The sequence below is a fragment of the Burkholderia sp. AU39826 genome (assembly GCF_020419965.1).
GTDB classification, from domain to species: Bacteria; Pseudomonadota; Gammaproteobacteria; order Burkholderiales; family Burkholderiaceae; genus Burkholderia; species Burkholderia semiarida.
In genome coordinates this window covers 1-13,354 of record NZ_JAIZQG010000002.1, presented here as the reverse complement: position 1 = coordinate 13,354, position 13,354 = coordinate 1, and the positions used below count along the sequence as shown (strand labels likewise).

The window sequence follows — 13,354 nt, the reverse complement described above, 5'->3', positions numbered from 1 at the left end:
CGCTGCCAGGGCGGTTACTTGAACGAGCGCAGGTCTTCCTGCAGACGCTCAACGAAGGCTTCGACCGGCATAACGCCAAGGTCGACGCCGCCACGGGCACGCACGGCTACCGTTTGCGCATCACGCTCCTTATCGCCCACGACGAGGAGATAAGGCACCTTTTCCAGCGTGTGCTCGCGTATTTTATAGCTAATCTTCTCGTTGCGCAAATCGGCCGCCACTCTAACCCCTTGTTTTTGCAACGATTGGGCCAGAGACTGCGCATATTCGGCCTGACTTTCGGCGATATTGAGCACAATTGCCTGGTACGGCGCGAGCCAAACCGGCATTGCACCAGCATGGTGCTCGATCAAAATGCCAAGGAAACGCTCCATCGAACCGACGATCGCACGGTGCAGCATCACCGGCCGGCGGCGGCTGTTGTCTTCCGCCACGTACTCGGCGCCCAGGCGCTCCGGCAGCACCATGTCGAGCTGCAGCGTGCCGCACTGCCACGAACGGCCGAGCGCATCCTTGATGTGGTACTCGATCTTCGGGCCGTAGAACGCACCCTCGCCCGGCAACTCTTCCCACGTGAGGCCACAGGCGGTCAGTGCATCGCGCAGACCCTGCTCGGCGCGATCCCACGTCTCGTCCGTGCCCGCACGCTGGTCGGGGCGCAGCGACAGCTTGATGTCGATGTGATCGAAACCGAAATCCCTGTACACGCTCATGGCCAGCGTGTTGAACGCGATCGATTCCGAGATGAACTGGTCTTCCGTACAGAAGATGTGCGCATCGTCCTGCACGAAGCCGCGCACGCGCATCAGGCCGTGCAGCGCGCCCGACGCCTCGTTGCGGTGGCACGAGCCGAATTCCGCGTAGCGCAGCGGGAGATCGCGGTACGAACGCAGGCCGTGCTTGAACACCTGGACGTGGCCCGGGCAGTTCATCGGCTTGATCGCGTAGTCGCGCTTCTCCGACTCCGTCGTGAACATGTTCTCGCGATAGTTCTGCCAGTGGCCCGACGCTTCCCACAGCGAGCGGTCCATGATCATCGGCGTCTTGATCTCGAGATAGCCGGCTTCGTTGACGCGGCGGCGCATGTACTGCTCGACCTGCTGCCACAGCGCCCAGCCCTTCGGATGCCAGAACACCATGCCCGGCGACTCTTCCTGCATGTGGAACAGGTCGAGCTGCTTGCCCAGCTTGCGGTGGTCGCGCTTTTCCGCTTCCTCGAGCATGTGCAGGTACTGGTCCTGGTCTTCCTTCTTCGTCCAGGCCGTGCCGTAGATCCGCTGCAGCTGCTCGTTCTTCGAATCGCCGCGCCAGTACGCGCCGGCGACCTTCATCAGCTTGAAGACCTTCAGCTTGCCGGTGGACGGCACGTGCGGGCCGCGACACAGATCGGTGAAGCCGCCGTGCGAGTACAGCTTGATTTCGTCGCTTTGCGGAATCGACTCGATGATCTCGGCCTTGTACTTCTCGCCGATGCTGCGGAAGTAACCGGCGGCCTCGTCGCGCGACACGACACGGCGCGTGACCGGCTCGTCCTTCTTCGCGAGTTCCTGCATGCGCTTTTCGATCTTTTCCAGATCTTCCGGCGTAAACGGGCGGTTGTACGAGAAGTCGTAATAAAAACCGTTGTCGATCACCGGGCCGATCGTCACCTGCGCGTCCGGATACAGCTCCTTCACCGCATACGCGAGCAAGTGGGCGGTCGAATGGCGGATGATGTCGAGGCCGTCGGCATCCTTGTCGGTGACGATCGCGAGCGACGCGTCGCGGTCGATCACCGTCGACGTATCCACGAGCTCGCCATCGAGCTTGCCACCAAGCGCAGCCTTCGCAAGACCGGGACCGATCGAGGCCGCAACCTCGGCGACTGTCACCGGATGCTCGTATTGTCGAACTGAGCCGTCAGGCAAGCGTATCGAAACCATAGCACTCTCCGTGATGCCGACAGTGGGCGGCAGACCAGGTACGCGAGATCGAACTCACGCATGAAAATTTCGCGACAAAAAAAATGCGGCCCCGCTTTCGAGGGGCCGCATTCGATACTTCACTCAAACTGAAAGGGCGAAAACGTTCCTCGACTAGCGTCGCTCCGAAGTGGTTTCGGTCAACGTTCGCGGTGTCATAACCGTATTCGCCTTGTTCGCGTTGAGTTGTGTACTGCTTCGAACACCCGGAGGCCGGGCATTCTCAATTCGTTGGTAGGCTCGATTGGACTCGAACCAACGACCCCCACCATGTCAAGGTGGTGCTCTAACCAGCTGAGCTACGAGCCTAGAGAAGCTAAGATTATATGGAGTGGCTGCCGGCTTGGCAAGCGTTTTATGCGGTCGCAGCAAAATGGCGCCGTTCCAACCCCATTACGATTTCCGCCCCGCCCGCACGACGCCCTGCACCTCGCCGAGCAGCGTGCACGCGCGCTGCACCTGCGCCGAATTCGATACCTCGACCGTGAACTGCATGAACGCCGCATTGCGGCGGCTCTGGGTCTTCACGCCCACGACGTTGATCTTTTCGCGCGCGAACACTTCGGAGATATCGCGCAGCAACCCTTGCCGGTCGCTCGCCTCGATCATCAGATCGACCGGATAGACGGACGCGCCGCGCCCGCCCAGCACGTCGGCCGACCAGGTCGTCTGCAGCACGCGCTCCGGCGCGCGTTCGACCATCCGGCGAAACGTCGGGCAGTCGGTGCGGTGGATCGACATCCCCTTGCCGCGCGTGACGAAACCGCTGATCGGATCGGGCGGCGCCGGACGGCAGCAGCGCGCCAGTTGCGTCAGCAGCGCGTCGACGCCCACCACCAGCACGCCGGTCGACGCGCCGTGCGCGACGCTCGCACCGCTGCTGCGCTTCTCGAAATCGGCCGGCGCCTCGGGCGCCGGTTCCGGCGGCGGCGCATCGGACAGCGCGTGCTCGACGTTGCGCAGGCTGAACTCTTCCTTGCCGACGACCGAGAACAGTTCCTCGGGCGACTTGAAGCCGAGCTTCGCGGCGAGGTTGTCCAGGTTGACCGACGTCTTGCCCTCGCGCTGCAGCGTCTTTTCGACGAGCGCGCGGCCGTGCGCGACGTTTTCTTCCTGCTCGATCGAATTGAACCACGCACGCACCTTCTGCCGCGCGCGCGAGCTCTTCAGGTAACCGAGCTGCAGGTTCAGCCAGTCGCGCGACGGCCCGCCTTCCTTCACCGCGACGATCTCGACCGTCTGGCCGTTGGCGAGCGGCGTGTTCAGCGGCACCATCGCCCCGTCGACGCGCGCGCCACGGCAGCGATGGCCGAGCTCGCTGTGCAGGTGGTACGCGAAATCGACCGGCGTCGCGCCCTGCGGCAGCGCGATCACGCGCGCCTGCGGCGTCAGCACGTAGATGTGGTCGTCGTCGAGCGACGTCTCGCGCAATTGCGCCCACGCCTGATCGCCCGACACTTCGGCGCCGTCCTCGACGTCGTCCTTCCATGCGAGCAACTGGCGCAGCCACGCGATCTTCTCGTCGTACTTGTCGCTCGCCGAGAACTGGCCGCCATAGCCGCGCGCGCCGGCCTCCTTGTAGCGCCAGTGCGCGGCGACGCCGTACTCCGCGAAACGATGCATCTCCTGCGTGCGGATCTGCACTTCGAACGCGCGGCCGTCGTCACCGATCACGACCGTATGCAGCGACTTGTAGCCGTTCGGCTTCGGCCGCGAGATGTAGTCGTCGAACTCCTTCGGCACCGGCTGCCACAGGTGATGCACGATGCCGAGCACCGCGTAGCAATCCTTGATGTCGGGCACGATCACGCGAAACGCGCGCACGTCGTACAGCTCGGAGAAATCGAGTTCCTTGCCGCGCATCTTGCGCCAGATGCTGTAGATATGCTTCGGCCGGCCGCTCACGTCGGCCTGGATGTGCGCCTGCGCGAGCTCGTGCTGCAGCCGCGCGATCGCCTGCGTGACGTACGCCTCGCGCTCGATGCGCTTTTCGTCGAGCAGCTTCGCGATCCGCTTGTAGGTGACGGGATCCTCGAAGCGGAACGCGAGATCCTCGAGTTCCCACTTCAGTTGCCAGATACCGAGACGGTTCGCGAGCGGCGCATAGATCTCGAGCGTCTCGCGCGCGACGTCGGGCGGCGGATCGAGCTTCGCGGCCGCGTAGTAGCGCAGCGACTGCAACCGCGACGCGAGCCGGATCAGCACCACGCGGATGTCCTGCGCGAAGGCGAGCAGCATCTTGCGCAGCGCCTCGATCTGCGTGCGCCGCTCCTCCGCCGCGTCGCGCCCGGCGTCGGGCTTCGCGTTCTGCGCGACGCGCAGGCTGACGGTACCGAGCCGCAACAGCTTGCGCACGTCGGCCACGAGCCGCGCGACCTCGTCGCCGAAACGCTCGGTCAGCTCGCGCTCGGGGTCGCTCAGGTGCGGCGTCAGCACGAACAGCGCGGCGGCCTGCATCGCGTGCGGATCGACGTTCAGCGTGCGCATGATCGCCGCCGTGCCCGCCGAGTGATCGGCGAGCAGCTCGCCCGACGACAGGCGCGCGTCGCCGGCCCGCTCGCGCACGAACGCGAGCACGTCGTCGAACGACGGCGCCGCGACGGGAGAAGCGGAAACGGATTCGGTCATGGCACGGCCTGCCGGAATACGGTCATCGTCGGATAACGCTCAGCTCCGCTGCGCGGCGACGACCACGATCTCGACGAGCAGCGCCGGATCGGCGAGCTTCGCCTCGACGGTCGCGCGCGGCGGCGTGTTGCCCGGTGCGACCCATGCGTCCCACTCCGCATTCATGCCTTCGAAGTTCGCGAGATCCGAGATGTAGATCTGCACCGACAGCAGATGCGCCTTGTCGCTGTTCGCTTCGGCGAGCAGGCGATCGATGTGGCCGAGCACTTCGCGCGTCTGGCCGCGGATGTCCTGCGTGGTGTCTTCGGCGATCTGGCCGGCCAGATACACGGTACCGTTGTGGATCGCGGTTTCGGAGAGACGGGCCCCGACGTGGTGACGAATGACTGCCATGAAATGTTCCGGTCGTGATGGGTAAGGAATCGGGCGGCGGCACGGCCCACGTGCCGCCGAACCGCATATTATGACGCGTTTATGCGTCGCCTTCGACGAAAAACCGCCGCGCGAGCGCAATCTGGTCGGCGCTGACGAACGCCGGCGCGTGGCCCGCGCCCGGAATCTCGACCTGCGTCACATGCCGGCCGCGACGCACCATTTCATCCGCCGTCTCGCGCGACAGCAGGTCGGACGTCTCGCCGCGCACGACGAGCAGCGTCGCGTCCGTCGTCTCGATCGCGCGCCACAGCGCGGCCTCGCCGAGCGCGGCCAGCTCGGGCGTCGTCGCCTTGAACGGCTCGGCGATGCGCGGGTCGTAGCGCATCGTCCAGCCGCCTTCGGGCAATTCGTGCAGCAGCGGCCCGTTGATCTCGCGCCACCCGTCGGCGCTCAGCGCACCGAACGGCAGCGACAGCGACGTCAGATAGTCGATTCCCTCCTGCTCCGTCGCGAAGCGCGGCTGCACGCCGAGGTACTCGCCGATGCGCGTCAGCGAATCGGGCTCGATGCGCGGGCCGACGTCGTTGACGATCATCCGGCGCAGCGGCGAACCCGGCAGCCCGGCGAGCGCCATGCCGATCAGCCCGCCCATCGACGTGCCGAACCAGTCGACCGATTCGACGTCGAGCCGTGCAATCAGCGTCACCATGTCGGCCACGTACTGCGGAATCGCATAGAGCCGCGGATCGGCCAGCCGATCGGACCGGCCACGCCCGACGACGTCGGGGCAGACGACGCGATACGTATCCGACAGCGCAGCGGCAAGCCGGTCGAAATCGCGCCCGGACCGCGTCAGGCCGTGCACGCAGACGAGCACGCGCGGATTCGCGGGATCGCCCCACTCGGTATAGGCGACATGGTGAAGGCCGGCCGCGCTCGCGCACTGCACGCGCCGCTGGCGGGGAACCGCGGGATTCGCTGGGGTCGTTGGCATCGTTGGCATCCTGTCGAACGGGGGCGACGCGCAGGGGCAACGCTTGCGGCGCCCGATGCAAACGATTGTAAACCGCTTCGGAATCGCGAGGCGCCACGCGCCCGGCTCACCGCCCGGGACGGGTTCAAGCGTCGCGGCGCCACGCGTGGCGCAACTGCTCGCGCAGGAAATCGACGAACGTCCGCACGCGCAACGGCACATGGCGGCCGCCGGGATAGACGGCATGCAGCGGCGCCGCGGGCGCCTCGAAGGCCGGCAGCACGCGCACGAGCCGGCCGGCATCGAGATCGGCGCCGACGTCCCAGATCGACTTCAACGCAATGCCCGCGCCTTCGAGCGCCAGCGTGCGCGCCGCGCCGCCGTCGTTCGTCAGCAGCGCGGCCGTCACCTCGACCGCCACGTCGCCTTGCGCGCCGTCGAACCGCCATTCGGCACGCGGCTGGTCGCCCATCACGATGCATCGATGCGCGCGGAGCTCGGCCGGATGGGCCGGCCGCCCGTGCGCCGCGAGATAGCCCGGCGATGCGCACAGCACGCGATGATTCGGCGCCAGCTCGCGCGCGATCATCGTCGAATCGGCAAGATTGCCGATTCGCACGGCGACGTCGATGTCGGCTGCGAGCAGATCGACAACCGCATCGGTCAGCACCAGCTGCACGGTCAATTGCGGATGTCGCTGCTGAAAGGCCGCCACGAGCGGCGCGATGCGCAGGCGGCCGAGCTCGCCGGGCGCCGTCACGCGCAGCACGCCGCTGACCGTGCCGCGACGATCGCGCATCAGCGTTTCGGCATGCTCGACCTCGGCCAGGATGCGCAGCACCTGCGCGTGAAACTGCGCGCCGTCGTCGGTGAGCGTTTGCTGCCGCGTCGTCCGGTGCAGCAGGCGCACGCCGAGCCGCGACTCGAGATGCGCGAGCCGCTTGCTGACGACGGACAACGACAGGTCGAGCTCGCGCGCCGCCGCCGACAGGCTGCCGGCCGACACGATCCGCGCGAAGGTATCGAGTGCCGGGAAATCGTCGATGAGCGTCATGGTGCCCGCCTCGCTTCAATCTTTCCTTTTTTCGAAGAATCCATTCGCCTTTTTCCCGTATTTGCATGTAGAACGGAAACCTACCATACCTGTTCCGCGTCGTCGCATGACGCTCTTCACAGGACCCTCGAAATCATGTCGATCCGCCTTCGTTCGGCCGCCCGCCCCGTCGCGCACGCATTCGCGGCAGCCGCTTGCGTCGTGGCACTCTGGCCCGCCGCGTCCCAGGCCGCCGATCTCGTCTCGCCGCACAGCCTGACCGTCGCGGCAGGCTTGCCGGCCGCGCAGGCTCGCGCGCAAATCCTGGCCGCGCGCCGCTACGGCAGCTTCTGGAATACCGGCGACCCCGCGCTCGCCCGCGTGGCGCTCGCCGACGACTTCACCGACCAAACCCTGCCGCCCGGCCGCGAACAAGGCATAGCGGGGCCGATCGCGGCCTCCGGCACGATGCGCGGCGCGATCCCGGACCTGCGCTGCGACATCGAACAGATGATCGTGGCAGGCGACCGGGTCGTCGTGCACCTGCATTTCCGCGGGCATTTCACCGGCGCATTCAACGGAACGGCCGGGCGCGGACAGGCAATCGACTTCATCGCGACCGATATCTACCGGATCGATCACGGCCGGATCGCGGAAAACTGGCACATCGAGGACAACCTGACGCTGATGCGTCAGCTCGGGCTCGTCGGCTGACGGAGGGGACGATGACTCACGATAACGACACGCCCGCGGCACCCCTGCCGCGCCGCACGTTCCTGGCCCAGGCCGGCGCCGGGCTCGCCGCCGGCGTCGTGCTGGCCGCAGGCACGCCCCTGCCTGCCACCGCCGCGCCGACGCCGGCGCCCGCGGCGCCGGGCGCTGCGCCGTTCTGGCCCGACGGCGCGCGGCTCGTGATCTCGATCTCGATGCAGTTCGAGGCGGGCGGACAACCGTCGACCGGCGCGGACAGCCCGTTTCCGGCCGTCGCGTTTCCGCCGTCGGTGCCGATCGATCTCGCGTCGGCCACCTGGTTCGCGTATGGCTACCGGGAAGGCATTCCGCGCCTGCTCGACCTGTGGGATCGACACGGCGTGAAAGTGACGTCGCACATGATCGGGGAAGCCGCGCGCCGGCACCCCGAACTGGCGCGCGAGATCGTGTCGCGCGGCCACGAAGCCGCCGCGCACGGCCCGAAGTGGCGCGCGCAATTCGCGATGAGCCGCGACGACGAGCGCCGCTTCCTGACCGAAGCGCGCGACATGGTCGAAGCGGTGACCGGCCAGCGCCCGACCGGCTACAACTGCAACTGGCTGCGGCGCGGGCCGCATACGTTGTCGCTGCTGCAGGAACTCGGCTACGTGTATCACATCGACGACGTCAGTCGCGACGAACCGTTCATCGAGACTGTCGATGGTCGCGATTTCGCGGTGGTTCCGTACACGCTGCGCAACAACGACATCCTGCTGATCGAAGGCCGCAACTACTCGCCGACGATGTTCGTCGAGCAGATCAAGCTCGATTTCGACCAGTTGTACGCGGAAGCCGGCCACCGGCGGCGGCTGATGTCGATCAGTGCGCACGACCGGATCAGCGGCACGCCGCAGATGGTCCGTGCGTGGGACGACTTCCTGCACTACGCGCGATCACACCCGGGTGTCGCTTTCATGCGCAAGGACGACATTGCGCGCTTCGCGCTGCATAGCCCGTCGACGCTGCGCGAAACCGAAACGATCTGACCGGATGCCGTTCAACTCATCACCCAGGAAAGACCTTCATGAATGATCCGCTCCACGGAAAGAAAGTACTCGTCGTCGGAGGAAGCTCCGGCATCGGCGCCGCCACCGCGACGGCATTCGCGCAACGCGGCGCGCGCGTGACGATCGCGTCGCGCGATCCGGGCAGGTTCGCTATCGACGCCATACCGGACGAGCACGTGCGAACCGAAACGCTCGACATCACAGATACGGCGAACGTCGATGCATTCTGCGCCCGCGCCGGCCAGTTCGACCACGTCGTGATTTCTGCCGCGAAGACGGCCACGGGCCCGGTCCGCGCGCTGCCGCTTGACGACGCGCAGGCGGCGATGGACAGCAAGTTCTGGGGCGCCTACCGCATCGCCCGCGCGATCGATATCGCGCCCGGCGGTTCGCTGACGTTCGTGTCGGGCTACCTCAGCGTGCGGCCGAGCGCGTCGTCGGTCCTGCAAGGCGCGATCAACGCGGCGCTCGAGGCGCTCGCCCGCGGGCTGGCGCTGGAGCTCGCGCCGGTGCGTGTGAATACCGTGTCGCCGGGCCTGATCGCGACGCCGCTGTGGGACAAGCTCGCTCCCGACGCACGCGACGCGATGTATGCGGGCGCCGCGCAGCGGCTGCCGGCACGCAGGGTCGGTCAGCCGGAGGATGTCGCGAATGCGATCGTGTACCTGGCGGCAACGCCTTATGCAACCGGCTCGACGGTGCTGATCGACGGCGGCGGCGCGATTGCGTGACACATGCGGTCATGACGAAACGCCCCGCGTTCCGTCGGGAACGCGGGGCGTCGAGGATGACGCAACGAGGTAATGTCAGGCCACGGCACTGACGTCGAGCGGTGCGCCCGTCTTCGCCTGGATCTCGTCGACGCTCACGCCGTCGGCGAGCTCGAGCACCTTCAGCCCGGCCGGCGTCACCTCGATCACGCCGAGATCGGTGATGATCAGGTCGACCACGCCGACGCCCGTGAGCGGCAGGTTGCATTCGTCGAGGATCTTGTGCTGATCGCCCTTCGCGACATGCTCCATCAGCACGACGACGCGCTTCACGCCCGCGACGAGGTCCATCGCGCCGCCCATCCCCTTGATCATCTTGCCGGGGATCATCCAGTTCGCGAGGTCGCCCTGCTTGCTGACCTGCATCGCGCCGAGGATCGCGAGGTTGATGTGACCGCCGCGGATCATCGCGAACGAATCGGCCGACGAGAAGATCGACGAACCCGGCAGCGTCGTGACGGTCTGCTTGCCGGCGTTGATGAGATCGGCGTCGACTTCGTCTTCGGTCGGCGACGGGCCGATGCCGAGCAGGCCGTTCTCCGACTGCAGCCACACCTCGACGCCTTCCGGCACGTGGTTCGCGACGAGCGTCGGCAGACCGATGCCGAGGTTCACGTAGAAGCCGTCCTGCAGTTCCTTCGCCGCGCGCGCGGCCATCTGGTCACGATTCCAGGCCATGTCAGTCTCCTTTCGCGCGTACGACGCGTTGTTCGATGCGTTTCTCAGGCGTCGCGTTCAGCACGATGCGCTGCACGAAGATGCCAGGCGTATGGATGTGGTCCGGATCGAGCGCGCCGTTCTCGACGATCTCCTCGACCTCGGCCACGGTGATCTTGCCGGCCATCGCGCACATCGGGTTGAAGTTGCGCGCGGTGCGGCGGTAGATCAGGTTGCCGGACTTGTCGGCCTTCCACGCCTTGACGAGCGCGACGTCGGCCGTCAGCGACGGCTCGAGCACGTAGTGGCGATCGCCGAACTGGCGCGTTTCCTTGCCTTCCGCGATCACGGTGCCGTAGCCGGTATTCGTGAAGAACGCGGGAATGCCCGCGCCGCCCGCGCGCAGCTTTTCGGCGAGCGTGCCCTGCGGCGTGAATTCGAGCTCGAGCTCGCCGGCCAGATACTGGCGCTCGAACTCCTTGTTCTCGCCGACGTACGACGAGATCATCTTCTTGATCTGGCGCGTTTCCAGCAGCAGGCCAAGGCCGAAACCGTCGACGCCCGCGTTGTTGCTGATGCAGGTGATGCCCTTGACGGCCGAATCGCGCAACGCCGCGATCAGCGCCTCGGGAATGCCGCACAGGCCGAAGCCGCCCACCGCGAAGGTCTGTCCGTCGCGGACGATCCCCTCCAGCGCGGCAGCCGCGCTTGGATAGACTTTGTTCATCTGTTGTCCCTTCCTCTATGGAAACCAGCAAAACCGGTTCACGCGCCACGTGGCGCAAGCCCGCCGCATCATTCTATGCATGCGCGGCGATGCCTGCGTCGAAGCGCGCTGTTTTTATGTCGCGAACACCGCCGCGAGATGCCTGAAAGGGTACGATGTGACGCCGATGCGGCACAATACGCAAAAATACATAAGCATTTGCCTCCGCTTGCCTGCGCCATGCCCGAGCTCGATTACCAGACCGCCTTCCACCTCGCGCCGCTCGGCCTCGTGCTGTCGCGCGACCGGGTGATCGAGGATTGCAACGACGCGCTCGCGTCGATCTTCCGCTGCGCACGGGCCGACCTGATCGGGAAATCGTACGCGGTGCTCTACCCGTCGACGGACGAATTCCAGCGCATCGGCGAGCGCATCGCCCGCGTGATGGTCGCGAACGGCGTCTACTCGGATGACAGAATCATGAAACGCGCGGACGGCGAGCTGTTCTGGTGCCACGTGACGGGCCGCGCGCTCGACCGCACCGCGCCGCTCTCGGCGGGCGTCTGGACCTTCGAGGATTTGAGCGCGACGCGCCGCGTCGCGGTCGAGCTGACCCCGCGCGAGCGCGAGATCGCCGCCCAGCTCGCGACCGGCAAGACCAGCAAGCAGATCGGGCGCGTGCTCGACATCAGCTCACGCACGGTCGACATCTATCGCGCGCGGCTGATGCGCAAATACGGGACGAACAACACGCCGGAACTGCTGCAGCGCCTGCTCGGGCAGTAAACGCGCATTGCATAGCATCGCGACGCGCGAATGACGATCGGCCGCGCGCGGCGGCCGATCCGGGGAAACATCGGGCACGGCGCGCCACCGGCGGCCTTGCGCCGGCCTGCCGGTATCCGCGCTCAGCCGACTTTCGTCGCGAGCGCGCGCTCGATCGTGTCGCGCAGCAGTGGCGGCAGCGGCACCGACTTGCCGAGCGCGTAGTCGACCCACACGCAGCGCGCGTTGCCGCGTGCATAGACATGCTGCGGATCGTCCGCGCGCGTGAGCTCGAAGCCGGTGTCGAAACTGCTTCGGCCGGGCTTTGCAGCCGACATCTTCGCGATCACGTCACCCGGATAGTGCAGTTGCTTCAGGAACTCCATCGACGCGGTGACGATGACGGGCCCCTGCCCCTCGCCGTTGCCGCCCGCAATGCCGAGCTGCTCGAACCACGAGATCCGCGCCTGCTCCATGTAGCGGAAATAGACCGTGTTGTTCACATGGCCGAACGCGTCCATGTCGCCCCAGCGGATCGGCATCGACATCTCAAAAACGGGAGAGTAATCGCTTGTTGCGCTCATTGCAGTCTTCTTTGTTGCGAAATGTCATCCGCTCACGCGAGGCCGAAGCCGTCGTCCGCGGAGATGATCGAGCCATTGATGAACTGCGACTCGTCGGCCGCGAGCAGCAACAACAGCCCGTCGAGATCCTGCGGCTTGCCGACGCGCCGGCGCGGCAGCATCGACTGCAGCTTCTGGCCCTGCTCGGTTTCCCACAGGTAATGATTGATTTCGGTATCGATATAGCCGGGACAGATCGCGTTCACGTTGATGCCGTGGCGGCCCCACTCCAGCGCCATCGCGCGCGTCATCTGCACGACCGCCGCCTTGCTCATCGCGTACAGCCCGATCTGCGGAAACACGCGCAGCCCGGCCACCGACGCGATGTTGATGATCCGACACGGCGGCTTGCCGTTGCCGCCGCCGTTCGCGCGCATGATCATCCGCTTCGCGACTTCCTGCGCGACGAAAAACGCGCCGCGCGTGTTCGTATCGAACACGAATTCGAAATCCGCCGGGGTGACGTCGACGAGCTTCTGCATCGTCGACACGCCCGAATTGTTCACGAGGATGTCGATCGTGCCGGCTTCCGTCTCCGCATGCGCGACGGCCGCCTTGATGCTCTGGACGTCGGTCACGTCGAGCGACACGACGTGCGCGGCACCGCCCGCCGCCTCGATCTCCGCACGCAGCTCCTTCAGGCGCTCGACGCGGCGGCTCGCGAGCACGACCTTCGCGCCGGCCTGCGACAGCACCTGCGCAAAACGCTGCCCGAGGCCGCTCGAAGCGCCCGTGACCAGCGCAACCTTGCCTTCCAGATTGATCGATCGACCCATTTGCACATCCCCTTTCGATGTCGTTGCGCCAGCCCGGGCTGGCACAGCCCGAGCGGCATTACCCTAGCACAAAAAATAGAACGATCGTGCTAATCTACCTGCATGTTGTTGCGGCAAGCGTTTCGTTTCGCAGACAATACGCTCCCGAATAAAAACATTCTAACGGTTAGAGGAACGCCAATGACCCCCGCAAGCCTCATCGAGCAGTACGGCCCGCGCGAATCGATGGAATACGACGTCGTGATCGTCGGCGGCGGCCCCGCCGGGCTGTCGGCGGCGATCCGGCTCAAGCAGCTGGCCGCCGAGAAAGGCGCCGAGATCGGCGTGTGC

Annotated in this window: 14 protein-coding genes and 1 tRNA gene; 5 read left to right on the top strand and 10 right to left on the bottom strand. The window is 66.1% G+C overall.

Translation table 11 applies throughout. The annotated features are described in order from the left end of the window. Positions 1-14 precede the first annotated feature (14 nt). From thrS to LGM42_RS04945, 6 genes are all read right to left on the bottom strand, one after another. The gene (thrS, locus tag LGM42_RS04970) at positions 15-1,922 is read right to left on the bottom strand and encodes a threonine--tRNA ligase (RefSeq protein ID WP_226231718.1); all 1,908 of its coding nucleotides are present in this window, start codon (positions 1,920-1,922) and stop codon (positions 15-17) included. A 271-nt stretch (positions 1,923-2,193) separates the two neighbouring features. Further along, positions 2,194-2,270, bottom strand: a tRNA-Val gene (locus LGM42_RS04965). Positions 2,271-2,354: 84 nt separating this feature from the next. Continuing rightward, entirely contained in the window at positions 2,355-4,589 is a 2,235-nt protein-coding gene (locus tag LGM42_RS04960; RefSeq protein ID WP_060318232.1) for a RelA/SpoT family protein, read from the bottom strand. Positions 4,590-4,628: 39 nt separating this feature from the next. Then, entirely contained in the window at positions 4,629-4,982 is a 354-nt protein-coding gene (locus LGM42_RS04955) for a RidA family protein (protein WP_006486103.1), read from the bottom strand. A 79-nt stretch (positions 4,983-5,061) separates the two neighbouring features. After that, on the bottom strand, positions 5,062-5,958 hold the full coding sequence (locus LGM42_RS04950) for an alpha/beta fold hydrolase (RefSeq protein WP_226231717.1): 897 nt from the start codon (positions 5,956-5,958) through the stop codon (positions 5,062-5,064). 124 nt (positions 5,959-6,082) lie between these two features. After that, on the bottom strand, positions 6,083-6,991 hold the full coding sequence (locus LGM42_RS04945; protein WP_099316343.1) for a LysR family transcriptional regulator: 909 nt from the start codon (positions 6,989-6,991) through the stop codon (positions 6,083-6,085). Between the two features lie 135 nt (positions 6,992-7,126). Here LGM42_RS04945 and LGM42_RS04940 point away from each other — a divergent pair, with 135 nt between their 5' ends. The 3 genes from LGM42_RS04940 to LGM42_RS04930 are packed head-to-tail and all read left to right on the top strand — an operon-like array spanning position 7,127 to position 9,458. After that, on the top strand, positions 7,127-7,684 hold the full coding sequence (locus LGM42_RS04940) for an ester cyclase (RefSeq protein ID WP_226231716.1): 558 nt from the start codon (positions 7,127-7,129) through the stop codon (positions 7,682-7,684). Positions 7,685-7,695: 11 nt separating this feature from the next. Continuing rightward, positions 7,696-8,706: a polysaccharide deacetylase family protein gene (locus tag LGM42_RS04935; RefSeq protein WP_226231715.1), complete on the top strand. Its 1,011-nt coding sequence runs from the start codon at positions 7,696-7,698 to the stop codon at positions 8,704-8,706. Between the two features lie 38 nt (positions 8,707-8,744). Beyond that, positions 8,745-9,458, top strand: coding sequence for an SDR family oxidoreductase (locus LGM42_RS04930; RefSeq protein ID WP_060318222.1), 714 nt, complete (start codon positions 8,745-8,747; stop codon positions 9,456-9,458). A gap of 75 nt (positions 9,459-9,533) precedes the next feature. Here the strand turns inward: LGM42_RS04930 and LGM42_RS04925 are convergent, their stop codons facing one another. Then, positions 9,534-10,175 carry a CoA transferase subunit B gene (locus tag LGM42_RS04925; protein ID WP_059575820.1) on the bottom strand — a complete coding sequence of 214 codons (642 nt, stop codon included), beginning with the start codon at positions 10,173-10,175 and terminating at the stop codon, positions 9,534-9,536. A 1-nt stretch (position 10,176) separates the two neighbouring features. Beyond that, positions 10,177-10,881: a CoA transferase subunit A gene (locus LGM42_RS04920; RefSeq protein ID WP_059638825.1), complete on the bottom strand. Its 705-nt coding sequence runs from the start codon at positions 10,879-10,881 to the stop codon at positions 10,177-10,179. A gap of 219 nt (positions 10,882-11,100) precedes the next feature. Between LGM42_RS04920 and LGM42_RS04915 the strand changes: the two genes are divergently transcribed. Beyond that, positions 11,101-11,646, top strand: a complete 546-nt coding sequence (locus LGM42_RS04915; RefSeq protein ID WP_059575823.1) for a LuxR C-terminal-related transcriptional regulator — start codon at positions 11,101-11,103, stop codon at positions 11,644-11,646. A 122-nt stretch (positions 11,647-11,768) separates the two neighbouring features. On the opposite strand, the gene LGM42_RS04910 is transcribed toward LGM42_RS04915, so the two are convergent. Beyond that, on the bottom strand, positions 11,769-12,209 hold the full coding sequence (locus tag LGM42_RS04910; RefSeq protein WP_059575825.1) for an acyl-CoA thioesterase: 441 nt from the start codon (positions 12,207-12,209) through the stop codon (positions 11,769-11,771). 32 nt (positions 12,210-12,241) lie between these two features. Next, positions 12,242-13,024: an SDR family oxidoreductase gene (locus LGM42_RS04905; RefSeq protein ID WP_011545236.1), complete on the bottom strand. Its 783-nt coding sequence runs from the start codon at positions 13,022-13,024 to the stop codon at positions 12,242-12,244. 108 nt (positions 13,025-13,132) lie between these two features. Here LGM42_RS04905 and LGM42_RS04900 point away from each other — a divergent pair. Continuing rightward, positions 13,133-13,354 (top strand): FAD-binding protein (locus LGM42_RS04900; RefSeq protein WP_226232029.1); only part of this gene is annotated, 222 nt, incomplete at its 3' end.